This is a genomic window from Shinella sp. G-2, assembly GCF_050172695.1.
In the GTDB taxonomy this organism is placed as follows: Bacteria; Pseudomonadota; Alphaproteobacteria; order Rhizobiales; family Rhizobiaceae; genus Shinella.
In genome coordinates this window covers 39,207-63,286 of record NZ_JBBEYH010000007.1, presented here as the reverse complement: position 1 = coordinate 63,286, position 24,080 = coordinate 39,207, and the positions used below count along the sequence as shown (strand labels likewise).

Genomic DNA, 24,080 nt, shown 5'->3' with positions numbered 1-24,080 from the left:
CTCGGCCTTCAAAGGACGGGCGCGTCGCGCCGCCCGATCGCATCATCCCAGATGCCCTCGCGCTCAAGCATGAACCGGGCTTGGCAGTAGTAAAGGAAGACGGTCGTCAGGAGGCTCCAAAGATCGGGGCGCGTGTGCGCAGCCTTGTCGAGCACGCGGATGAGTCCATATTCACCCCTGCCTTTGGTTGCGAGGCGACGTGCCATCGCCGCAGTGATCCCTGAAAAGAACGGCTTGCGCTCACTTGGCTTGTGGTCTCCACAAATGTCCACGAAAGCAGCAACACGTTCGGCAACCAGATCCGCAGAAAAAACCCGGTTCAGAAGCCAGATCATTCCATTTCGCATGGTCTCTTCGCTCATGAGGAGCGGGCGGATATTCGTACCGACAACCGAGGCAGCGGATTGGCGGCCCTCGATGAGGCGCCCGGCAGCCGCCAGGCGGGCGTGCAGAGGCGTGGCATCCGGCGCAACCAACAAGCCGGGGCTGACGAGAGGCATCGGCATAGCCTGGATGAAAGCGGCTTGCCGTTCGAAGATATCCGGACCGTCCTGATCGAAGCCGACGACGATACCGCCGAAGGCCAGGATGCCGTGTTCCGCGATCGTCTTGATCCGACCGATCATGTCGGCCTTCACGTTCTGCCGCTTGCCGGCATGAGAAAGGCTCTCCTCGTTCGGCGTCTCGAGGCCGATGAACGTCATCGCAAATCCGCTCTCACGCAACAGATCGAGGATGTCGGCGTCGCGCGCAACATCGATCGACACCTGCGTGGAAAAGGCCATCCGCTCTCCTTCCGGCCTGTCGTTCCAGGATGCAAGTGCTTCAAGCAACGCGCGTGTGCGCCTGCGCATGACGGTGAGGTTATCGTCGGCAAAGAAGACCGACCTATATCCGTGGCGGTGCAGCAGATCGAGTTCCGCAATGACGCGCTCCGGCTCCTTCCAGCGCTGCTTGCGCCCGAGATACTGGATGACGTCGCAGAATTCGCACTCGAAGGGGCAGCCGCGCGAGGTCTGGACCTGAGCCGTCATAGCGTGCCCGGACGGATAGAGATCCCATCGAGGCAGAGGGCCGGCCCCGATATCGGGCTTCGTGCCCCGATATTCGGGCTTGTAGCGGCCGGAGGAAAGGTCAGAGAAGAGAGCGGCCGCGATCTCCTCGATCTCCCCGATGACGAGGACATCCGCGTATGGTCTGACCTCCTCGGGCGAGAGCGAGGCGTAAGAACCGCCAACGATGACTTTACGGCCGCGCCTGCGGAATTCGGTCGCCAGTTCACAGATGCGCTCGCGCTGCGTGATCTTGCCGGTCAACCCAACGAACTCGGCGGGCGTATCGAAATCGACCGGCCCCAAGCGCTCCTCGCACAGGCGGACATCCCAGTCCGCCGGCGCGAAGGCGGCGACGGTTGGCATGACGAGATCTGCCATGCCAACCGCCTGTACGCCCGCCCATGCACCCAGCACTTCGAGCCCAAAATAGCCGGGAACACTCTCGGCCGGATTGATGAGGTAGAGGCTGGGCATTTACGGGAGCCGAATGCAGGAGGCCATCAACCGATCCTTGCGCCCTTGGAGTAATCCTTGAAGCGCGGGGGCGAAACGATTCCGCCGGCGACCAAATCCAGATCGGAGTCCGAAAGCTCATCCGAGGTGACAGCATGCTGGGCAAGGGCGATCGTGAGTTCGTCTTCGGAAAACACGAACCCCTCGCGCGCACCGAGCGCCACGACTGCAGCTGGGCCTTCGCCAAGCGCTGTGCCGGCCTCGTTTTCCAGGGCCGAATCCGACCGGATCTTCTCATAGAACTGTTCAAGCGCGTCGATGCTCATGGGGTTTTCCTTTCCTGTTGAGCGAATCGGGAGTTGTGGCGCGGCCCGTGCTTCGGACGGCCAAAATCGTGTCGATCCTGTCGGCGATCGGTGCAAAGCGGCGGCGTGTCAGGGCGACCATGCGGGGGCGGGTCGAATTGGTGTAATAGGTCGCAATGGAATCCCGCCCGAGCAGGCAGGCTTGGCGTGCATAGCAATGATGGTAGGCCCCGATCGCGATGCCGCTGTGCCAATAGACAGGATCGAGGAAGGCCTCTTCGTAGCGTATGGAATGATCCGCCATCTCCGAAGCCAGCACCCAGCCCACAAGCACGCCCTCCCTACGGATGAGTGTGCTAAATGCAGGTGAGGTCCGATCTGACAGAGCAGCGGGTCCCAGCATGTCCACAGCAACCGGCTGTGCGAGATAGTTGGCAATCCTCGCCCTGTCCGCGTCTGTGAGTTCGACAGGTGCGTATTCGTAAAGGCCGGGTTGTGCCAGACGGCCGCCAATGGCGCGCCATGCACCGACCACGTCGGCCATGGCGCCTGCGCGCCCCGTGACCATCAGGCCATCCTCCACGGGCTCGCTCCATGCCGCGCGCCTCACCAGCGCCTCGAAGGCGGCACTGCCTGTATTCGTGTCGGTGTAGCGGGCGATCATCACCGCTGAACCGCGACGGGTCGCTTCCTCCCGCCATGTTTCGATCAGCGCAAGGCCGATGCCGGACCGGCGAACTGCCGGCGCAACGGCGACGGATAAAAGCTCTGCCCCTTCGCCTTTTCTACAGGTTCCAAGCGCGAGGCCCGCGGGGTGGCCACCGACGATAGCACCGATGGCGATCACGGAAGAGTCCATCGCCGCGAGCGCATGGCGGAAGCGGGCAAAGGTGAAACCGGCGAACAATGTCCCGTTTCCCGTCAACACGGCAACACGACGGGCAGGCATGGTGGGTCTACCAATTCCGTCCTTTGATCCGCTTGACGCTGTTTCAAGCGCACTGTTCACGATCCACCCCTCCCCAGCCGGCTCTCACGGCCCGCCACCATCGGCAGGCGTGTTTTTGGCGCTTGCCATTATCGAAAGGAAGAGAGGTCCCTGCGATTGGGACGATATGGGAGAAGATTGGGATGCAACGCGACCCGGACACTCGCGCTAAGGAATTACGGCGCGGCGCGCAACCTGTCGAGCCAGCCCTGCATCCAGTTGTCATCATTCGCGACGAGATCGCTCTTCAGCCGGATGCCGGCCTCCGCATTGCGGATGGCTTCGCTTGGCCGCAGACCAAATCGTTGCTGAAAAGCGCGGGAAAAGGCGTTCTCACTGGCAAACCCCGTCGTATAGGCGAGCTTGGCGACCGAGCCGCGCGAAGAGCCGACAGAGGTGAGTTTGAGATAGGCGAGTTTCAGACGGCGCTCGCGGATGTAGTCCGCAATGCCGCCGATCGGCTCGAAAAGGCGATAGAGCGCCGAGCGCGACAGGGCGAAATGGCGCATGATCATGTCGGCGGAGAGGGAGGGATTGGTCAAGTTGCGTTCGATGAAGATTTGGATGGTCTGGACGTTGACGTCCATCAGCGCCTCGCGCTCGGCCGCGACCGCCGCTGAGAAGCCACTCGACACAATGGCCGAAGCAACCTCGGCTGCCAGCTGTCCGTCGGGACCGGCGAGTTGCGGCGCAATCCTTGCCAAGGTCCGCATATGCTCACCGAGCAGCACACCTAGGGTGGAGGCACCATCCACCCGCGCGCCGTGCAGATCGTCGATCACCCGAGGCGTGAGACGGATCATGGAGCGCGGGAGGATGAGACTGACGATGTCCATGTCGCTCGCCTGGCTCTTCATGGGGCGGCTGAGATCGAAGCACACGATATCGCCCGCCACACCCTTGGCCACGCCCCCATCGGCGTTGTAGGCGCATTCGCCTTTCACATAGAGCTGGATAAGCAGATGATCGACACCCGTCGCCGCCACCCGCTCGCGGGAGCGGACGAAACTCTGCGCGCTCGCCGACGACGTGCCGATCAGAAAATGGCCAAGATTGAAGCTTGTGAGGTCTGCCCGGAACCCCTCCAGGTCCCCCTTTGGGGGAAGCGCCTCGAACAGGCTGGCGACACCCGTGCGCCAATGTTCGTAGTTCTCCTGGCGGCTCATTTGCGAGGACAGGATGCGCTGGTGTTCGATATTGGTGGACAAGTCGCGCTCCCCGATCAACGCGCTGACGATTCATATCTGGCAAATTTGGATTTCGGTGTCCCGGCCGGGCAGAACTTCAAGGGATTATCGCGGCCCACCGCCTCATGCAGTCGCCGCGCCAGCCATGAATGCCCAAACAACCTTGCAGGCGATGTGCAGCGCCTGATCCGAATGAATGGAAGTGATGCCACGGTTTTTCAGGCTGTCAATGACAAAATGCATAATAGTTTCAAGCACCCCGATCAGGAGCGAGCCCGTTGCTATTCCCGCGAGGCCGCCGTGGATGACGGAATGCGCGCCCAAGAGGTGATACCAGGGAACACCAGGAGCAGGCGTGCTCCAGTTTTTCCCGCGCGCCATGAAATCATTCTGGAGAGGGTAGTCGCCGAGCGCATGACCGAATACCAGAAGCGCAAGCGAGGTGAAGAAAGCCTCCATTACACCCCATGCTCCCGATGATCGGAAAGTCGCGCCAGAAGATGCTCAAAGCGCGCACCGGCAAGCGAGAGCGCATCGAGAATACCCTCGTCGAGCTCATCCTCCATGACGGCGCCGGCCGCGAGGCCGCCGCGGGCATTCATCCGTTGCGTCGTGTTGCGGAGGCGGTCTGCGAGGAAGATGGCGAGGGCCTTGTAGAAACGGCCGCTGAAGCCCGGATTGTCGTTGAGGCGTGCCTGGAGATCACGCTTGTCGACGCCGAGGATCAATGCGCCTGCCGCCGCTTCCACCGTCGCTGAGGGCGGCGCGGAATCGATCAGCGACATTTCCCCGACGACCTCGCCACGCCCCAGCCGCGCCACCTCGCCAATTCCGGAAACGCAAACGACCACCTCCCCGGAGAGCACGAAGAAAAGCTCGCCGACTGGCGTGCCCTCGCGGATAAGCGTGGCCCCGGGCGCCGGCTGGAAGCGACGGCCCTTGCGGGCCAGCCATTCGATGTCCTCGTCGTCGAGCTGCCCCAGAATGTAGAGTACCTTGCGCATCAATCTTCTTTCTCAAGCAATTGGCGGCAGGCGAGGGAATGGAATGGCCCACGAGCCGCCATCAAGTCGTCATACGTGCCGCTCTCCACCAGCCGCCCCTTGTCCATCACGAAGATTCGATCGACATGCATAATCGTGCTCAGCCGGTGCGCGATGACAATGCGGGTCACGGAAAGCCGCGCCAACGTGTCGGTCACGATGCGCTGCGTGCGATTATCCAGCGCGCTCGTCGCCTCATCGAGCAGCAGGATATTGGGTTCGCCGACCAGCGCACGTGCGAGGAGGATTCGTTGGCGCTGCCCTCCCGAGAGCGCATTGCCGCCGTCGTTCAGCACGGTATGCATGCCCATCGGCATTGCCTCGATATCGGCGGCGAGCGCGACGAGCCGCGCTGCAGCCCAAGCGGCGTCCAGCCCGTGGCCGGAAGCACCAGCAATGTTGTGATAGATCGAGCCAGGGCTGATGCGCCCGTTTTGCAGCACAACCCCGATCTCCGCGCGCAGTCGTGCAGGATCAAGCCGATCGGCGGGCTTCCCATCAAAAAAGACCGCCCCTTCCTCTGGCATGTCGAAGCCGAGCAGAAGCCGCATGATCGTCGACTTGCCGCTACCGGATTCGCCAACGATGGCGACATATTCGCCCGGTCTGATGGTGAAACTCAGATCACGCAGGACAAGGGGCGCGTCCTTTTCGTAGCGGAAATGCACGCGATTAAAGGCGATCTCGGCGGAAAGGCGTCCCGGCGCTTCGCGTCGGTCGGCGGCTTCCGGCTGTGCCTGAAGCAGCGGGAGCGTGCGCGCGACCAGTGGGCCGATTCCAAGCAGCTCCGATATGGCCGTTACGGCAGCCACGAAAGCCCCGGACGCCTGCCCGAAAGCGGCGGCGAACGCGACGAACATGCCGGCCGAGAGCGTGCCCGCGTCGTCGGGTCCGCCGGTTCCGCCCACCAGAGCGGCAACGGCGGCCTGCATCGTCTCGTAGCGGAAGACGAGGAGGAGGCAAGCGAAGAGGAAAAGCAGCGATAGTGGTGGAAGCACCGCGACCGCGACCGTCTGCCAACCACCGTAGACGCGAGCGCGCTCGAAGGCCTGACGCTCGGGCCTCGAGCGCCAGACCCATTCGGTGAAGGCGCGCATTTCCGCGGCCGCCGCCCGAAGTTTCGGCAAGCCGACCAGCACCTGCAGGAGGAAGCCCTCCACCTTGCCATTAAGGTGTGCGCGCTCCCGCTCGTGCCGCAGCTGCCGGCGAGAGATCCAGCCGCAGACGAGTGCCATAACAGCGAAGGGCACGAGCGCGAACAGCGCGAGCCGCCAATTGATGACCATCATGGTCAAGAGACCCGTGATCGTGCCCACGAAACCGAAAAGCCCGGTGAGGGTTGAGGCGGTCAGGATCTGCCGCACCTCCTGGAGTCCAAGCGCTCGCTGACCGAGATCGCCCACGGAAAACCCGTGGAAGAAGCGGACGGGCAGGCGCAGGAGACGCAGCATGATCGCCGCTTGCAACTTCGCATCCAGCGCCGCCTCCATGCGGGCGACGCTCATGGCGCGCGTCAGTTCGAAGAGCGACTGGCCGAGCGCCGCAGCGGTCAGCAAAAGGGCCACCTGCAGCAATCCCGCATGGTCGTTCATCGGCACGATGCTGTCGAAAAGAACGCCGGTGGCGACAGGAACAGCCGCCATCGCGGCTGCCGCAAGCAGGGCCGTCAGTGCGATCCGACGCATATCTCGGCCAAGGCCCCGTCCGGCGAAGCCGAGCAAGTCGCGAAGACCAAGACTGCGGTCCTCCAGCATTGGATAGACCTGGGTGGCGCCTGGCTTGACCATCGCTGCGAACGCAGCATCGACCTTGCAATCGACCGCGGGGCCGACGGCACGAAACCCGCCGTCACCCGTCGGCAGAAGCGCCAGCGGCTCGCCAGCCGTCGTCAGCGCCAGCATCGGCAGGCCATCGCGCTTCCACCAGCCGTCGCCCAACGCGATGGAGCGATGATCGAGCTTCACTTCGGTGAGAATCGGATCGAAGGCGTTGAGCTCGGCCGCTCGACGGCGGGCGGCCTCCGGTATGTTTGTCCAGTGCTGGCCGAAAGCCTCCAGGACGCTTTCGACCGCATACAGCCACGGATCCTGCGAACCCCGGTGGCCGGTGCGCGCATGCGTAAGTGCGCCCAGCGCCTCGGAGAAACGCCGGATGGATACCCGCTCCCTCCCCTCTTCGCGACTTACGACCTTGTGCCGCTCCGCTGCGAATTGACGTGTGGCCCAGAGGACCACGGCGTGCGCGAGCCGCTCCAGCCCCTCAGCGATCTCCTCAACCGTCGGCTCCTGAACGGGATGAAGCACCACCGACCCGGCCGCAACGACGAAGGAGGGCGAGGCGAGCGGAAATCGCGCGCCCTGTGGAAGGTCGATGCCACACCATGTCAGGCCCCCCGTTTCACCCACCACGTAACAAACCTCTCCGGAAGCGGAGGAGCAGGTCTCATTCTCGGAAAGCTGCAGGCTATCGCCTTCAACCACGCGATCGGGCCACGACCGCGACGGCACGGCTGCAGCGCTCAAATTCCGGATCCAGTCGCGAGCCCCGGCGCTGGCCTCTTCGAGGCAAAGGGCGCGGAAGCGCGCCCCGAGCCCACCGACGGCAACAAGCATGCCTGTCGCCGCCGGCGGCGTGGAGATGACAATCGCCCCCGCCTCCACCCGGAACAGATGGCAACGAGCCTCGCTTTGTCGGTCGAGTACGAAGATATCGGCATAGCCCTGCGCCACCTGATAGGCAGCATATCCGGCATCCAATGCCAGGGGGCGATTGCTGCCGCCCTCGATGAGCGTGTCCTTGGTGAAAGCCTGCTGCATCAAAGGCTCCCTTGCACGAGGGCGGCGTATTCGCCCTCACGCGCCATCAACGTATCGTGATCGCCGCGTTCGATGATGCGCCCCCGGTCGAGCACGATGATCTCCTCGCAGTCGCGGATGGTGCTTAGCCTGTGCGCAATGATAAGGCAGCCGCATCCCCGGCGGCGTAGGTTGTCGTCGATCTGCTTTTCCGTGATGGGATCGAGCGCCGCGGTCGCCTCATCCAGAACGATCAGCGCAGGATTGGCAGCAAGCACTCGTGCCAGTTCCAGTCTCTGACGCTGACCGCCGGAGAAATTCAGCCCCCCCTCGGTCACGGGCGTGTCGAGCTGGCCGGCACGCATCAGCACATCATTGAGGATCATCGCGTCTGAAAGCGCAGCGATCAGCGCCGTCTCCGGAAGGGAAGCGTCCCAGAGGGTGAGATTTTCTCGCACGGAGCCTTCGAAGAGAAAGACCTCCTGATCGACATACCCAATGATGCTGGACCGTCTCGCCTGGCTGAGCATCCGCCCATCGACGCCGCCGATGCGGATTTCTCCGGACCAAGGCGATTGCAGACCGGCGATCATGCGTCCGATGGTCGTCTTGCCGCTGCCCGAACCGCCGACAAGCGCGACGCGCGCGCCTGGCTTTAGAGACAGCGTGAAATCCTCGATGAGCGGAGGGTCAAGTGGCGAGTAGCCAAAGCTAACACGGTCAAGCTCGATGCGGCTTGAGGCCGGATCGGCCGCGGCGTCACCCCTCTCGACCGGCCGCGCACGCGTGACATCGGCGATCTTCACCAGGTCGGCACGGATCGCCTGGATCTGGCCGGCAAGGCCGATGAGGTCGAGCACGGGCGCGTTGAAACTTTGGGACAGTCCCTGAAACGCCACGAGCGCACCTATGGACAGATCGCCTCGCATGACGCTCATCGCGCCGAGGACGAGAACAAGCACGGCCGTCAATGCCTGGATAAATGCGGGAATGGCGTTGACGAGTGTCTGGGTCAGCGTCAAATCAGCCCGCGTCCGCAACACGCGGCTATGGTGACCTGCCCATTGCCGGTAGGCCTGCCCCTCCATATTTGAGGCCTTTAGCGTCTCGATGGCACGGATCGGGCCAAGAGTGGCGGCGAGCAGATTGCCGAGGTCGGAGGAAAGCTTGAGGCTTTGCCTGCGTTGCGCCTTCCCCCCCTGATAGACGACGAGGCCGTATAAAAGCTGCGTCGAAAGGATACAGGAGGCCAGGAGCGGACTGATCAGCCAGAGGATGACCGCGTAGGCGAGAAGGCTTGTCAGGTTGAAGACCGTCGAGGCAAGTCTGCCGGACAGCAGGTCCGCAATGCGCTCATTGGCATTGAGGCGGCTTGCCATCTCGCCGGGATGCCGCTGGGCATAGAATTCCGCAGGTAGGCGCAGAAGATGCCAGAGCAGCGTGCTGGCCGGTACGATCACCTGCTTCATTTCGAGCCGCCTGAGACCGGCTTGCTGCAGCGCTGTCGCGGTGCCACGCAGCAAGAGCACGGCCAGCATGGCAACCGCGAAGGCCAACAGCCAGTCGTGCTGTCGGTCGATCAGGATGTTGTCGACGAAGACACGCGTGAAGACCGGAACGGCGATGCCGGGGATCACCAGCGTCAGCGATGCAAGGAGAACGAACACAACTCCCTTGCGGGAGCCCTTCAGGCGCTCCAGCATCATCGGCAGGGCGAGCGGCGCTGCGCCGGCGCGTTCGAACGTCGCGGCTGGTTCAAAGGCGAGAGCAACGCCGGTAAACGCATCCGCGAGCTCCCGCCGCGTGATCGTGCGTCGGCCCGTGGCGGGATCGTTGATGAACACGCGATCGCCCCGCATGCCCTCCAGCACAACGAAATGATTGAAGTTCCAGTGGAGGATCGCCGGCCATGGAATATCCGCCAGCCCCTCCGCTTCCTTGCGAAATCCCTTGGCGACAAGCCCGAAGTGACGTGCAGCCTTGAGAAGATTGCTCGCCTTGGTCCCGTCGCGCGAGACGCCGCAGGCGATGCGCATGTCTTCCAGCGTCACCCACCGACCGTAATGGGCCAGCACGATGGCAAGACACGCAGCGCCGCATTCAACCGCCTCGATCTGCAGAATCTGCGGAGTTGCCCGTGGACGTGTCCACGCGGAAAGAACGCCTTGGAATCGGGTGACGCCGCTCACGCGCCGAGGGCCTTGTGCAGGAGTGGCATCAAGAACGAGGCCGGCGTACGGCTGTCTATGGTAATCCGGGCCTTGCCAGTGGTGCCGGCGCTCAGCGCTGCCGCCGCGCCAACACCGCCCGACCAGCGGTAGCCACTTGCCGTCGCCGCGTCGCGTTCAAGATCGACGACCACGGAAAACGGCGCACCGTCCTTGGAAAACCGCGCAACCAGCACGTCGTTCTGCAAGGTGGCCTGCATCCCCTCGCGCGTGGCGGGGAACTCGGAGACGGAAAGCACCCGGCCGACAAGAGTTCCCCATTGTTCCTTTTCAAGTCCGCCGAGCTCTACATTGACGGGCATGCCGGCCGCGATGCGCTTGCCCTCGGCCGGCGGCACGTAGAGGACGAACTGCAGGCTGCCCTCGCCTGAGGCAACGCTGGCGATGCGCGAGCCTGCAGAGGCGTAGGCCCCGAAAGGGGCCTTCCATTCAACCAGCGTGCCGTCAGCCGGGCTGGCGACCTTGCCGAAGAGCGAAAGCTGGAGATCGAGCTGTTTGACCTCGGCTTCGGCAAGCAACACCTTCTGGTTCTGCTCAAACTGGCGGCGCTGATCCTCCGATTGGGCGGCAAACTCCTCAGCTGAGATCGCCAGAAGGCCGGTGCGGGCCGTCGCGATGTCGAGCGTGGCGCTGGCGAGTTGTTCGCGGGTCTGTTGCACGGCAAGCGCGGTCATCGCCCCGCCGGCCGCCAGTTTTTCCTGGTTGCCGACGAGTTGTTCATAAGCCGCGCGCCGCTGCTCGGCGGCGCGCATCTGCGCCTCCAGCGACGCCTTTCGAGCCTCAGCATTCGCCTGCCGGGCAGCCGCGACCGCCGCCTGCTCGCGGCGTAGTGCCTCCAACGCACCGCGCGCCGCATCTGCTTGGGTCCTAGCGATCTCCAGACGGGCGGCCGCGTCCGGCTGCTCGATCTCGGCGAGAACGTCGCCTTTGCGCACTTTCGTGCCAACGCTACGCCCGACGGATATCAGCGTGCCGGACGCTGTCGAAATGGCATCTACCATTTGGCCGCCGCCGGAAAAGAGGATGCCCTGCCCTTCGATCCGCGTCGGAACGCGTGCGGTGAAGGCCCACACGAGCGCGGTGGCGATCAGGATCAGCAAGCCGGCAAGCGCGGCCCAATGGCCTGAACCTGTGATCACGATCGCCTCGTCGAGTTGTTCGGGCGAGGAGAGCCGGTCAAGCGCTTCTTGGCGGTACAGGCTGGGTTTGTGGTTGCTCATTGATGGCCCCTATTTCTCGCGCGCGACGTAAACGCCGTCCCACGCGCCATCCGGCGGATCGGCGATCAGGGCGGCGAGCCGTTCGGCATAAAGATCGTAGAGCCCGGTAAGCTCTGCCGTTTCCATGACCCGAAGCGTGGAAAGAACGTCGAGCGCCTGCGGGAAATGGCCTGCCCGATAGAGATCGAGAAACGCCTGGTGCCGCGATGCGAGTGCCGCGAACGCCTCGCTTGCCGCCATCGCCTCGTCACCGAGCAGCGCATAAAGCCGGACGGGCGCCGCCCGGCCCTTGACCCGCACGAAATCCGCCTCGAGGAAGGCGAAGGCGTGTACCGCCTGCCGCGTGGACTCGCTGACGGCGATCGTAACCCCGTATAGCTTCGTCAGGCCTTCGATGCGCGAGGCGAGATTGACGCTGTCGCCGAGCGCGGAATAGCTGAAGCGCTGGGCCGAGCCGAGATTGCCGACGCAGGCGTCTCCGCTGTTGAGACCGATGCCGACGCGGATCGGCGCGGTGCGGTCCACATTCAGGCGTTCGACGGCGCGCGCCATGTCCAGCGCTGCCCGGCAGGCCTTTTCCTCGTGCCGCTCGATGTCCAGCGGCGCGTTCCAGAACGCCATGATGGCATCACCGATATACTTGTCGATGGTCGCTTCCCGGGTAAGCAGTGCATCGGTCAGCGGTGTCAGCACGTCGTTGATAAGGCCGGTCAGGGTTTGCGGATCCATGCCTTCCGATAGGGCGGTGAAGCCGCGGATGTCGGAAAAGAGCACGGTGAGGTGGCGCGTTTCCCCGCCCAGCTCCAGCGCCTCCGGCTCACTGGCGAGGCGGTCCACCAGCGCTGGCGCGAGATAGCGGCCGAACGCATTTTTCACGAACTGCTTCTCGCGGTTCTCCAGCGCAAGCCGAAGTGGAGTGAGAACGAGGAAAACGACGATCAAGGTCACGATCGCGCCTACTGGATCGATCAACATGTGCGATTTCGCGAAGGCATACCATGAGGTGGTAAGACACAGGCCGACAAGGCCGGCGAGCACGAGCGCGCTCGTTTGGGCCGAACACTGGCTCGCGACCGCGACAAGCGCGAGGCCGGCCACGAGCGTCGCCAGCAAGATTGCTCCGCCTGCCCAGTCGGGTTCCTCCAGGAATACCCCCGCCACGATCTGGTCGATAATCTCCGCGTGCACGTTCACGCCCGGCGTGGCGCGCGAAACGGGCGTCGCCACGATGTCGCGCAACCCGACAGCGCTCGTCCCGACGAGGACGATGCGGCCCTCCAGCGCGGAAACGCCCGTTCTGTCTTCCAGCAAACGTGCCGCGCCGATGACAGGCATGGTGCCGAGGCCAGAGTAGTAGACGCGCATGCGCCCATCCGGCCCGGTTGGCACCGTAAGTTCGCCCACCCGCATGCCACTCATGCCGGAGCGCCCGCCACCGCCTTCGCCACTGGCGTCGTTGCTGCGAATGACGAAGCCCGGCGCGCCGAGCGCCAGTCTCAGCGTCTCCATGCCGAGCGCGGGATAAAGGCGTCCTCCAGTCACAGCCGCGAGCGGCATTGTGCGGATGACATGATCGTGGCTCGTTGCGAACGAGAAGAAGCCGGCCCCGCCGGCCGCCGCATGCAAGGTGTCCAGATTGCGCACTGCGCCGCGAAACTGCGGCAGGTAGCCGCGTGGATCGCCGCCACCGAACGCAAAACCCGCCTTGCCCTCCGGCGCCGGGTTGTCACTCTCATTCGTAAGCGCGAGCCCCACGGCCGTATTCACCCTGGAAAACGACCTTGCGAGCGCCGCATCGTTGTCGAGCGCGGCTGCATCGGCGGGCAGATCGATGCGTGCGCCGCGTTTGCGGAGTTCCTCAGTAGCCCGTTCGAGCGACAGGCGGTCCGGTTCCGAGAAGACGATGTCGAAACCGACAGCTGCAACCCCCGCCGCCGCCAGTCGATCCACCATGCGTGCGATGACATCGCGCGACCACGGCCACTGGCCGAGCTTTGCAATAGAGGCTTCGTCGATATCGACGACGGCCACCGGTGAAAGCGCTGTCGCCTGACGGGGCTGGGCGCGCTGATAGGCATCGAACAGGGGTTCGGTGAGCAACTCCGTGGCCGCGGGATAGGCTCTCAGCGTTGCAAGGCACAGCAGCAGAGCCGCTATGCCTGTCAGCACCGTCACAAGTCCCGATCGCCGGCGCCCGGCCCGCATGCCAATCCGCTCCGCTAACGGCCAGCGCCGAAGATGCCGGAAGCCGACCAGCCTCCGTCGGATGAGGAAAAGGCGCCGATAATGCCCTTCGCCTTGTCCGCACCGTCATTGACGAAGGAGCCGTCTATATTCGTCGCTCCATTGACACCCTTGAAGGTGGAGGTGGATCCGACAAAACTGACGTCGCCGCCGAAGCTGTGATTGTCGAAGTTGGCAATTGAGACGCTGCCCGTCCGTGCTCCGAAATCCATCGTGGCGTTCACGGTGCCGGTCGCAATGTACTGGTCGCCGTTGTTCAGCACAGTGCCGACTGCATTGCCGGCATAGGTCGCCGTGCCGCCCACTGGCATTTCAACATCCTTGGTGACCTCGCCCACCGCCCAATTGCCCATATGCGCGGACTGCACCCAGCTGTCGGCGCGGTCCGCGCTTCCCCACCAGCCCCAGCTGAGATACGAGCAGTTGCACAGGTCCGCGGACGTCCCGTTGTTGAAGATCTTGACCGGGGCAACCTTGGAGTTCACGACATAGCTGCGGTTGTTTTTCCCTGAGGACGCAAAATTGTCATCGTCCAGGTAGACAGCACCCCCATATCCATCGGTGAAGCCGATCTCGTCGTGCCAAAGCGGTGGCCCGCTATACCTGTCGAACTGCTCGAATATCGCGCTGAACGTCCCGGCGGCGGCATTGAAATCCATCTCAGCCGTACCGGCTCTGGCTGTCGTCATCCCGTTGATGGACAGAGCGACAGACGAAAAGCCATTCAGCGTCCGCCCGTCATAGCTGCGCGCGAGGTTCGTGTCCCGCGACAACAGGTTTGCGACATGACCGGTCGAAAACGCGCCCTCGCCCTCACCCGGATAGTTGGCCGTATCGCGGAAAGCGGAATCGTCGGGATCGTTCGTCAGCACCATATACCGACCGTCTGGCCCGAAAATCGAGGAGCCGCCGTCCCCGCCGCCGACGCTGACAATCTTGCCTTCATGGGCGATCACCGTCCCGGTCGACGGCTCGAACCTGTCCGTGCCGCCCCTTTCTCCTTCAAAGCCGTAGGAGACACCATCCTCACGCAGGGAAACGGCGCCGGTCATCAAACCCAAACCGCTTTTCTGCGTCGATCCCGTTCCGTCGATCACGATCCATGCCTGCAGGCCTCTTGCCACCGTGTCGGGATCGCTCCCTCCTGTCTTGCCTGCGACCAGGAAATCGCTGGAGGCAGCGCCTGAGAGGTCGACACCTGAAACGTTCGGCGCATAGGTGAAGGGGATGACGCCGCCGAGGCTGGTGGAAAGCGGACTGGTTGCATCCGCGGTCAGGGAGTAGCGACGGGTGCCGGGCATCGAGAAGACGGCCGGCAAATCGGCCGTCGGCCGGCCGGCAACGGCATAAAGCGGGTTCGTGCCGTCCGTCAGCATATAGGCGCGGAAGCCGTCGAGGCCGACATAGGCCTTGCCGGAGTAGGTCTTGTCGCCGAACGTACGACCCGAGACCGCATGCGCCGCGAAAGCGCTGTCGGCATAGACCGGCAGCGACAGGCTGCCACCGCCATCGAGCGTCACCGTGCCGTCCCCGCCTTCGGGTCCGGTGAGGGTTCCAGTGATATCGGTTTCGGCAGAGCCGCCGACAATACCGTTTCCGCCATCCTCGTCGATTGGGCGTGCGAGCAGGACGCGCACCTTTGCGGTGCGGATAACAGGGACCTCGCCACCCGGGTTGCCGTCGTCGGGCTCGATCAGGTCCTCCTGTTCGATCGTTGCGCGCGCCTCGTCGACGGACGCCTGCTGTGCGGTCTCACCGGGCCGCGGCTCGGGAATCGGAACGTTTGTCGGCAGACGCGAAGCGGAGTTGTGCTGCGCAATGCCGCTTTGTGTGACATCGCGCTCCTCCGGCTGACGCAGCGCGCCGCCCTGCGTTCCGTCCGAGCCGGCAAGGCGGCTTTGCATCGCAGAGAGGAAGGCGGGCGGGGTTCGCGTCACCGCGTGCCGGCCGTCGTCGACAACCACCGAGTAACCGGCTTTGAAGAGCCGGTTCGAGACGCTGCCCGCCGTGAGCGTCACCTCCCTGCCGAATATCAGGGACACGTGCGGCGGATTGCTGCTCTGTCCAGTCTTTTTGTCCTTGCGCGAGCGCGCCTTTCCAAGCCTCTGGCCGATCGCCCCGAGATCGATATCGACCACTGCGCCACGAATACCGGCCGTGCCGATCGGCGTGCGGATGGTGGCACCGCCGGCGGTCTTGGAGGTCCGCCCACCAATAAACCGCATGAACCCCTTGGTGAGGCTCGCCGATACCTTGGCCGTGCCTGCGGCGGGATCGTATACGAAGCTGTCAATCGTTAGGCTGGAATTTGGCCCGACCGTGAAGGCCGTGCCATCGGCGAGCAGTATCTGCACGAGCCCTTTTTCGTCTGTATTGATCACCTGATTGCGGACCACCTCGTCGCCGAGCGCGATGGTCTTCATGCCTTTACCGGCAACGGGCGTCCGGGCGTCTGGATTGACCGCGGTGGTAACGCCGACACGGGCCGCCGCGGCGGGATCGACGGCGGCAATGAGGGACATCAGGCCGGCGGCGGCAATGAGCGCGCTTTTCGAGCGTTCCATGTCAGAAGACCTTTCTGAGGCTGATGCCGAACGTGGCATTATCGAAGGCACTGGTGTCGTAGTTCGACCAGGATTTCTGGTAGCCGGCCTGAAACTGAGCGGCCCAATCGGGCGTCAGGGGGATGGTCTGGGTAACGGCGAGCGTCCATTTCGTCGTATGCTGCGCGATCGCGCTGACCATTGGATCGGGCGCATCGTGTTTGCGGCGGGAAAGCTGGCTGGTTACAGCTATGCTCCATGGCGACGACAGGCTCTCGAGCGGAGAGGCATACTGGACCGTCAGGCCCACGAGCGCGCCATACTGCCAATAGCTGTTTCGCGCGAATTGCGCCTCGAAGCGGTCGATCGTGCCTGCCGCATCAAGCGTCAACCGATCGGAGAGGCGCCAGGATGAAACATACTGCCCTTGAAGCCGGTCTCCGCTCTTTTCGCTCATCCGCGCATGAGCATCGGAATCGTAGAAGCGCTCGTGGCGGTATTCCGCACGCAACCCGTGGAACCAGTCGTTGGTCGGGCGTCCTCCGATGAACACGCCTGCTCCGAGGCTCGAGGTGAGCGGATCGCCGGCAAGAATGCCGCCGGCCGCAATGCCGTACAGATCGAGCGCATAGCCGTCGAGCCCAAACCGGTTGAGATCGAAGGAAGGCCCGGCAGCCACCTCTCCATAGACGAGGTTGAGATCCTGATGCTCCAGATAGCCTTCGGCATAGGTGCGAAGACTGACTTTGAACGCGACACCCTGCGCGGGCAGGTCGAAGAGCCCCGACACGTCCCCGGACAGGAACCCGTTGCCGTCGGCGGACTTGCGGGCATCGTCCGAGAGCAGGAAGTCCAGGCCATTGAGGGTCACGATGGTCGATGACGGACCGCTGTTCGCATTGGATTGATAGCGCACTCCCATGCCGAGCGAGCCGGAAAACATCGACGTCTCGCTTCGGCTGGCAATCGCCACCTGATATTGGGCGACCTTCTTGCGCACTTCCTCGGGAACGTTTGCGGCCGACACCGCCGCGTCGAAATACGTGGCCGCCGTACCATAGGCGCCGAGGCGGAAGTAGAGAACACCGAGTTCCAGCTGCAGCCGCGCAAGACCGGGTGCAAAGATCAGCATGCGCTCCAACGTGGCAATTGCGCCTTCGAGGTCGCCGACCTGCGAGGAGAGCGCCGCATATTCGAACGCCGCGTCCAGATTGCCGGGGTCATCCAGCATCGTCTGGAACAGGGCGGTCCGACGCGCCTCTATGCGCTCGACATCGTTTACCGCTGCACGGGGCGGGCGGTTGAAATCACGCGAGCCCGCTTGTGCGGACGGTGCGAGAACCGCAAGGGCGGCAAGCGCCCAAGCCAGCTCGCGCGCCGCGGCGGCCACGCGGAGCGACCACAATCCGGAGCGCACTTCAACTGCAGACATGTTTTGATCTCAGCCCCATTCCATCGTGGCGCCCAATTAACACGGCGAGCGAAGACGTGACGAGAAATCAATGGGTTATGATGGGTGCCAATCCGTCCCAGACTAGTCGCTTTTTGTCCCAAGCGGCTTTTTCCCCCTCCGTAGCGCGTCCCGTTCCGCTATCGATCCGATGGCGGAGAGCACATTTCCACGAATTGCGGACCATGGTTTTTTTGGCGAGAGAAGGCAGCTTTGCGGCAAGCGGGCAGAACAGGCCGTGGACACCCGACGTGCGGCAGGGCGAGCATGTCGAATGCGGCCTGGCGGCACTTGCCATCCTGCTCGGCCATCACGGCGTGCACATGTCCTTGGCGGACTTGCGCCTACGGGCTGGCACCACCCTTTTCGGCTCCACCTTGGGACAACTGCGCGACCTTGCGCGCAGCTACGGCTTCGATGCCAAAGCCCATCGCAGTGAGCCTGAAGAGATGCGCGCCCTTGGCTTTCCGCTTATCGCCCATATGCGTTTCATCCATTTCGTGGTGGTCGAGCATGTCGGCGAGACTGTCGTGCACCTGAATGACCCGGCTTGCGGCCCGGTTATCGTCGCGCGGGCCGAGTTCGATCGCGATTTTACCGGTATCGTCCTGACGATAGCGCCGAAAGCGGTCGTGAGATGCGGCAGGGCCTCTTCCGTGAGCCGCGCTGTCCTGCGCACATGGAAAGGTGAATGGGCACACTTTGCTCTTGCCGCGACGGCATCTGTGGTCGGGGGCACATTCGCCGCTGCCGGGATCTGGTGCCTTGCGTCTAACACCACCGAGGCCCCGGCGGGCCTCATGATCCTTGCTGTGGCCCTGGGCATGACAGGGCTTGCAGTGCTCCTTGCAGAACGGGCAGGCTTGAGCGCGCGGCAACGGTGGACCGACACCGTTTTCGAGAGGCTGGATAGGGCAAGCACCGAGCATTACCTGTTCACCCGGCCCGAGCAGACGCTGGCGCAGTTTTCCGCACTCGACGACCTTCAGAAAACGGGACTGGCTCACGCCATGCTCATGGGGCTCTGGCTGTCGGCAGCGCTCGGCGCCGGGTGTCTCGTTGCCCCCGCCACCGTTTTCCCCGTCGCGCTTCTTGTGATCGTTCAGATGGGTCTCGTCGTCCGTGCCTCGATTGCGCGGGGCGGCGATATCGCACGGCATGGCCATGCGGGCCTGGCGGCGTCAGGGATAGCAGCGGAGCATCTGGCCGATTCCGACTGGTACAGGCTGGGCGGTGCGCGCGACGGTCTTTTCTCGCATCTTGCAGGCATGCACGCGCGCGCGGCTCGCGACTACTTCAGAACTGAAATCGCGCAACGAACCTTACGGACGACGCTCTTCGCGCTGGACTTGCTGAAGGTCGCCCTCGTTCTTCGTTTTCCGGCCGGTGCGGGCTTGCTCCTGACGATCAGCCTTGCCGCGGGCAGCAGCGCCGTGATCCGGTATATCGGCGCACGTCTACCCTTCCAGCCGCTCAAAGACGCATTGCACAGGCTCGACGACCTGCCGCCACTGTCCGCACAGGGTAAATGGCCGCGCCTCAAGCCATCCGGCGACGGCGTGCTCAACCTGGAAAATGTCGGCTGGAACGCGGCGGGCCGTTTTCCTATCATCGACAACCTTTCCTGCACGGTGTCGCCGGGCCATGTCCTGGTCGTTCACGGGCCATCCGGTAGCGGCGCCACAACGCTCGCGCGGCTCGCTTGCGGGATGCTGGAGCCGACGACGGGCATCGTAAGCCTCGGCGGCCTGCCGCTCTCCACCCACCCGCCCGGCACGGCGATCCTGGTCGACCATTCCAACGTCATCACACCGGGAACCGTGCGGGACAATTTGAGCTTTGGGACACCCGGCATCAGTGAAAGCGCCATGTGGGCGGCACTTACTCTTGTCGGTCTGGACCAGACCATCGCCCGACGCGGCGGACTTTCGATCGTGCTCAAGCCGGACCAGCCGCGCTTCAGCGGTGGCCAGTTGCGGCGCATCGCTCTTGCCCGTGCGCTCTGTCGGGCGCCTCAGGTGCTGGTGCTTGACGAGGCGCTGGACAATGTCGAAACGGTGCTTGCAAGGACCGTCCTTGAACGGCTGCGCGCCAAGGGCCTCATCCTCATCGTCGCTACGAAGAATGCCGAACTGGTCAGTCGCGCGGATAAACTTGTGATCCTTGAGGCGCGCGATGCAGCATGACCGTGCCCTGAAGCGGCGGCGCATACGCTTTGCAGCCGCCCCCAAGCCGTCCGACGACACCGGCCCGCTGCTTCTGCGCGACAGGAACGGCGCGACGCGACTTGCACGGCGCGGCACTGACCTCGCATCGGGCGATACCGCTCATATCGACATGCTCTACCCCGCCGCGCCTCCGGGCGGATTGACGGCGCAGCATTGGACTGCACCCTGGCCGCTTGCCCGCCCCGGCTTCGCCGCCATGGCGGATCGGACGCTGGCGGCGTTTCCGACCCTGGCGCTCCTCCTGCCCTACGTGCTGCTGGCGGCGCCGGACGATCTCATTCGCGTCGGGCTTATTGTCGGCGCAACTTGCCTTTTCTTCGCATCCTGCTTCGCCCGCCAGCGCCTGGAGCGGGACGCCTCCATCCGCATCCATGCCCGTCTCTGGGACCGGATCATCCAAACGCCTCTCCCCCCGGCCGATCCGGACGATGGGACCGACAACGCCATGCATCGGGCGCTGCTGCTCGAGCGCGGGTTGGAAGGCGCACTTACGCTCGCCACCTGCAGGGGGAGTCTGATCGCGCCTATGACGATCGTCGCAACCTCAGCAGCCCTGATCCGACACGACATCACGCTGTGGTTGCTGTTCAAAATTCATGTCCCCTTAAGCCTCGGCGTGGCCTTTCTCCTGGAATGCGGCAGGCATGTCCTGGACGATCGCCTTGCCTACGCACGGCACGAGGCTGCCCGCCTTGAAAGACACGTGGCCCTTTGCACGCCGAGCCTGCGGCAGTTCGGGGCAAGCCTGCGCAAGCAGCGCGCATTGGCGATGCTGCTTGGGGAAGCAGCCAGGGCAAGGCATGCTGCTGGCTTGTTACGCGCCACGGCCGGCACATCTCCCCTCTGGCTGACCGCCATCGGCCTAGCGTTAGCACTGGCTATGGAATCTGCCTTGAACGAGAATGTCCTTTGCGGGCTTCTCCTTCTCGCGCCGGCCATTTGGTGCGCGGCCGTGTCCGGCGGCCATCTCGCCGCGATTCGAAACGCGCAACAGCGGATCGAAGCGCTCGCGTCCCTCGGATTGGCCGAGCCTTCACCGCCATCGCTGAACCCTTCCATCGACAGGATCGAAACTGTCCGGCTGGAAGGCGTACACTACCGCCACGACCCGGCAATGCCCGATGTCCTCACAGAGTTCTCGCTGGCGATATCCCGCGGTGAGATCCTCGCGCTCACCGGCCCGTCGGGCAGCGGAAAGTCCACCGCGCTTGACATCCTCATGGGGCTGAAAGCACCGCACAGGGGGCGGATTGTCATCAACGGGACTGAGCACGCCTGGCATTCGCTTTGCGGCTATCGCGCCCACATTGCCGGCATTTTCCAGGATAGCGCGATCGGCCTTGCCACCATTCGCGGCTTCATCGGTCAGAACGCGCCGACGGCGCGGGAGACCGACATTCTGCAAGCTGCAACCGACGCAGGGCTCGCCAGGGCTGTTGCCGCTCTACCGATGGGCATGCAGTCGCTGGTCGTCGAAGGCGGCTTTCCCAAAGGCCTCTGCCAGCAGCTTCTGGTCGCCCGCGCGCTGGCGCAGCGGCCTGACCTGCTCATCCTGGACGAGACCTTTTCGAGCCTCGACCCGCACATCGTCGAAACCATCATCGCCGCTGTTCGCCGGCGCGGTGTCGCGCTCGTCTTCGCCACGCACCGGGCCGATCTCGTCGCCCTTGCTGATCGCGCAATACCCATCGAGGCGCACTGCCGCCGCGCCAGCCTCCCGGACACACAGCAAGCCGAGTTCGCCCGTTGACCCGTCCCATTCTCCCCGCCGCCATGTTCGGGCTGATCGCCGGAATAGACGGCCTCGGCACCAGCGTTGCTTTTGCCGCCCTGATTTTTTCCGGCGCTCTTGCGCAAGGTTTTGCGACAGGCGTCAGCGTCATGCTGCTCAGTTCCGTGGTTTTTGCAGCCTATGTGTCACTGCGCAGCCGTTATGCAGCAAGCGTCGCCCAGGTCCAAGAGACGACCATCGCGATCCTCGCCTCCGCCGTCGCCGCCGCCACTATGGGCGCGGCGGGCGGCGAGGAAAAGATTGCCACGGCCTTCGCCATTCTCGCCGCGAGCACGATGGCAACAGGGGTCTTCTTCTATCTTTCAGGCCAGTTCCGTTTCGGCGCGCTTGTCCGCTTCCTGCCTTACCCCGTCGTTGCGGGGTTCCTTGCGGGTTCCGGCTGGCTCCTCATCGAGGGTTCGCTGATGATGATCGGCGATGCGGACACGATCATCGGCATGCTGCGATCCCTTGAGTATCCCGCCGTTATAGGCCTGCTGCTGCCGTCCCTCGCCTTCGCGCTGGCGATGGCCTCAGGCCTGCGCCTCACGCCAAGTCCGCTCGCGGCGCCCGCGATCATGCTTTCGGCCATCGCCATCTTCCATCTATGGCTCTGGGTGGCGGGTGTTCCGGTGGAAACGGCGCGCGGATGGGGCTGGCTGCCGAGCTTTTCCGGCTCCGGCGGATTGCAATTGCCGTCTCCGGTTACGATCGTCCGCGACGCTGACTGGAGCGCGGTGCTCTCCGTGCTGCCCATGTTGGTGTCCGTGCCCTTCATCGCCATGGCCGGTCTTTTGCTCAACGTCAGCGGACTGGAGCTGGCGGCCGGGAGGGAGATAGACGCCAATGCGGAACTGAAAACGACGGGGCAGGCGAACATCGCGGTTGGACTTCTCGGCGGCGCCTCCGGATTCACCGGCCTCGGCATGACACTGCTGGCCCGCCGGCTTGGTGTCAGTGGTCGGTCGGCCGGCCTTGCAAATGCTGCCGCGATGGCGCTCGCCCTGCCCTTCGCCACGCAGCTTGCAGCCAGCGTCCCCCTCTTCCTCGCGGCCGGGCTGATGATGATGCTGGGAGGAGAACTGCTGCGGGACTGGGCGCTTGCGACCCGCAAGACCCTGCCCCGCCTCGAATGGGCCGTGGTGCTCGCCATCGTGTTGGCGATGATGGCGTTCGGCTTCATGACGGGCATGGCCGTCGGCCTTGCCGCTTCCGTCATCACCTTCGTCTTCAGCTATGCGCGCTTGCCCGTCATCCGCCTTGCGGCGAGCGGCCGCGACCGGCGCAGCAGCACCGACCGCTCGCCCGCCGCCCTCCAGGTGCTCGACGACAATGGCGGGAGCATCCACATCCTGGAACTGCAGAATTATCTCTTTTTCGGCACCATGGAGCAGGTGGTCGCTACGGTGCGCCGCCGCTTTGCCCAACACGGTCACCCACGGTTTCTGATCCTCGATTTTCACAATGTCGGCGGCGCCGATTCCGCGGCCGTCGCGGGCTTCGCCAAAATCTTCAACACGGCCGCGGCCGAGGGTGTCGACGTCATTCTATCCGCTCTTCCGGCTGCGGTGGCGCGCCTTCTGGCGCCGGCGATGGAGGACGCGTTGGCCAAGGGCTCCGTGTCGATCGCGGCCGATCTCGACCATGCGTTAGAGATCTGCGAGGAACATCTGATTGCCGCGACCGGGACCGTGCATGAAGCAGAAGATATAGCGGTGCAACTGGTTCGCGCGCTCGGCGCGCATGCGCGGCTGGCGGACCTGATTTCCGTCATGCAACGCACCGACCATGTTGCTGGAGAGGTTCTCATTCGCGCCGGCGAGGAAGCGGACGATATCTTCGTCATCGGCGCAGGGTCCGTCAAAGTCCAAGTCCGTCTTTCGACCGGGCGCATCCTCCGCCTGCGCAGCATGACCGCAGGCGCCGTGCTCGGCGAGGTCGCCTACTATCTCAGTATCCCGCGGACAGCCGACGTGATCGTTGAGAGAGATGCAACGCTCTTCAAGCTGACGCGCACTACCCTGCAAAGCCTAGAAACCGCCGATCCCGAACTTGCCGTCCTCGCGCACCGCCTCTTCGCGCGTGCCCTCGCCGACCGCCTCGCCATCGCCAATCGAATGATGAGCGTGATCAAGGGTTGAACGCCTTTCCTCGCGGCGTGCAATGCGTGTTTCCGGTCGTCGTGCTGTTTTTCTCAGAGCCTGCCTGTATGCGCGAGCCAAAGACATAGCTTTCGGCTCGGTTGCGCACAGGTAGATCGGTCAGGTCGATGTCGACACCCCGGCGTAATTCCTCAACAATCGCCGCGAAGGATTTCTCGGCGAACTCGATCTGGCAGACCAGCATGTTCAACGGATCGTCGCACTCGGCGAGGTTCTGGAAGTGAGCACATTGATCCTCAAACAGACGCAACGTCGCCCCCAGCCAATGCCTGTACATCGCCATTCCGATTTCGAAGTGTGTCAAAGGAAGCGGATCGGCGATGCTTGTGAGGAAGGCCGCCGCGATCCGCTCTGCATTCATCACATTGCCCGCAGACATAACGAACTCCAGTCTCCCGTTGCAACATG

Annotated in this window: 16 protein-coding genes; 3 read left to right on the top strand and 13 right to left on the bottom strand. The window is 63.9% G+C overall.

Annotated features, from left to right (window positions below):
- Positions 1-8 precede the first annotated feature (8 nt).
- From V8U06_RS13805 to V8U06_RS13750, 12 genes are all read right to left on the bottom strand, one after another.
- Positions 9-1,529 carry a B12-binding domain-containing radical SAM protein gene (locus tag V8U06_RS13805; RefSeq protein WP_427141143.1) on the bottom strand — a complete coding sequence of 507 codons (1,521 nt, stop codon included), beginning with the start codon at positions 1,527-1,529 and terminating at the stop codon, positions 9-11.
- Positions 1,530-1,555: 26 nt separating this feature from the next.
- Positions 1,556-1,834 carry a Nif11-like leader peptide family RiPP precursor gene (locus tag V8U06_RS13800; RefSeq protein WP_427141142.1) on the bottom strand — a complete coding sequence of 93 codons (279 nt, stop codon included), beginning with the start codon at positions 1,832-1,834 and terminating at the stop codon, positions 1,556-1,558.
- On the bottom strand, positions 1,815-2,822 hold the full coding sequence (locus tag V8U06_RS13795) for a GNAT family N-acetyltransferase (protein WP_427141141.1): 1,008 nt from the start codon (positions 2,820-2,822) through the stop codon (positions 1,815-1,817). Before V8U06_RS13795 ends, V8U06_RS13800 begins: the two co-directional genes overlap by 20 nt.
- 155 nt (positions 2,823-2,977) lie before the next feature.
- Complete coding sequence (locus V8U06_RS13790; protein ID WP_427141140.1) at positions 2,978-4,009, bottom strand: helix-turn-helix domain-containing protein; 1,032 nt, start codon at positions 4,007-4,009, stop codon at positions 2,978-2,980.
- Between the two features lie 102 nt (positions 4,010-4,111).
- Positions 4,112-4,447 carry a DUF3307 domain-containing protein gene (locus V8U06_RS13785; protein ID WP_427141139.1) on the bottom strand — a complete coding sequence of 112 codons (336 nt, stop codon included), beginning with the start codon at positions 4,445-4,447 and terminating at the stop codon, positions 4,112-4,114.
- On the bottom strand, positions 4,447-4,992 hold the full coding sequence (locus V8U06_RS13780; RefSeq protein WP_427141138.1) for a cyclic nucleotide-binding domain-containing protein: 546 nt from the start codon (positions 4,990-4,992) through the stop codon (positions 4,447-4,449). The genes V8U06_RS13785 and V8U06_RS13780 overlap by 1 nt, the downstream gene beginning before the upstream one ends.
- Positions 4,992-7,847 carry an NHLP bacteriocin export ABC transporter permease/ATPase subunit gene (locus V8U06_RS13775; RefSeq protein ID WP_427141137.1) on the bottom strand — a complete coding sequence of 952 codons (2,856 nt, stop codon included), beginning with the start codon at positions 7,845-7,847 and terminating at the stop codon, positions 4,992-4,994. The genes V8U06_RS13780 and V8U06_RS13775 overlap by 1 nt, the downstream gene beginning before the upstream one ends.
- On the bottom strand, positions 7,847-10,015 hold the full coding sequence (locus V8U06_RS13770) for an NHLP family bacteriocin export ABC transporter peptidase/permease/ATPase subunit (protein ID WP_427141136.1): 2,169 nt from the start codon (positions 10,013-10,015) through the stop codon (positions 7,847-7,849). The genes V8U06_RS13775 and V8U06_RS13770 overlap by 1 nt, the downstream gene beginning before the upstream one ends.
- The gene (locus V8U06_RS13765; protein WP_427141135.1) at positions 10,012-11,274 is read right to left on the bottom strand and encodes an NHLP bacteriocin system secretion protein; all 1,263 of its coding nucleotides are present in this window, start codon (positions 11,272-11,274) and stop codon (positions 10,012-10,014) included. Before V8U06_RS13765 ends, V8U06_RS13770 begins: the two co-directional genes overlap by 4 nt.
- 9 nt (positions 11,275-11,283) lie before the next feature.
- Positions 11,284-13,449, bottom strand: coding sequence for a CHASE2 domain-containing protein (locus V8U06_RS13760; protein WP_427141134.1), 2,166 nt, complete (start codon positions 13,447-13,449; stop codon positions 11,284-11,286).
- 44 nt (positions 13,450-13,493) lie between these two features.
- Entirely contained in the window at positions 13,494-16,082 is a 2,589-nt protein-coding gene (locus V8U06_RS13755; RefSeq protein ID WP_427141133.1) for a FecR domain-containing protein, read from the bottom strand.
- Between the two features lies 1 nt (position 16,083).
- The gene (locus V8U06_RS13750; protein ID WP_427141132.1) at positions 16,084-17,493 is read right to left on the bottom strand and encodes a tetratricopeptide repeat protein; all 1,410 of its coding nucleotides are present in this window, start codon (positions 17,491-17,493) and stop codon (positions 16,084-16,086) included.
- Between the two features lie 203 nt (positions 17,494-17,696).
- Here V8U06_RS13750 and V8U06_RS13745 point away from each other — a divergent pair, with 203 nt between their 5' ends.
- Genes V8U06_RS13745 through V8U06_RS13735 form a run of 3 tightly spaced genes read left to right on the top strand, consistent with a single transcriptional unit; the run spans position 17,697 to position 23,651 of the window.
- Positions 17,697-19,697 carry a cysteine peptidase family C39 domain-containing protein gene (locus V8U06_RS13745; RefSeq protein WP_427141131.1) on the top strand — a complete coding sequence of 667 codons (2,001 nt, stop codon included), beginning with the start codon at positions 17,697-17,699 and terminating at the stop codon, positions 19,695-19,697.
- Positions 19,687-21,489: an ATP-binding cassette domain-containing protein gene (locus V8U06_RS13740; protein WP_427141130.1), complete on the top strand. Its 1,803-nt coding sequence runs from the start codon at positions 19,687-19,689 to the stop codon at positions 21,487-21,489. Before V8U06_RS13745 ends, V8U06_RS13740 begins: the two co-directional genes overlap by 11 nt.
- Positions 21,486-23,651: a SulP family inorganic anion transporter gene (locus tag V8U06_RS13735; protein ID WP_427141129.1), complete on the top strand. Its 2,166-nt coding sequence runs from the start codon at positions 21,486-21,488 to the stop codon at positions 23,649-23,651. Before V8U06_RS13740 ends, V8U06_RS13735 begins: the two co-directional genes overlap by 4 nt.
- Here the strand turns inward: V8U06_RS13735 and V8U06_RS13730 are convergent.
- The gene (locus V8U06_RS13730) at positions 23,641-24,051 is read right to left on the bottom strand and encodes a hypothetical protein (RefSeq protein WP_427141128.1); all 411 of its coding nucleotides are present in this window, start codon (positions 24,049-24,051) and stop codon (positions 23,641-23,643) included. The genes V8U06_RS13735 and V8U06_RS13730 overlap by 11 nt on opposite strands.
- Positions 24,052-24,080 lie beyond the last annotated feature (29 nt).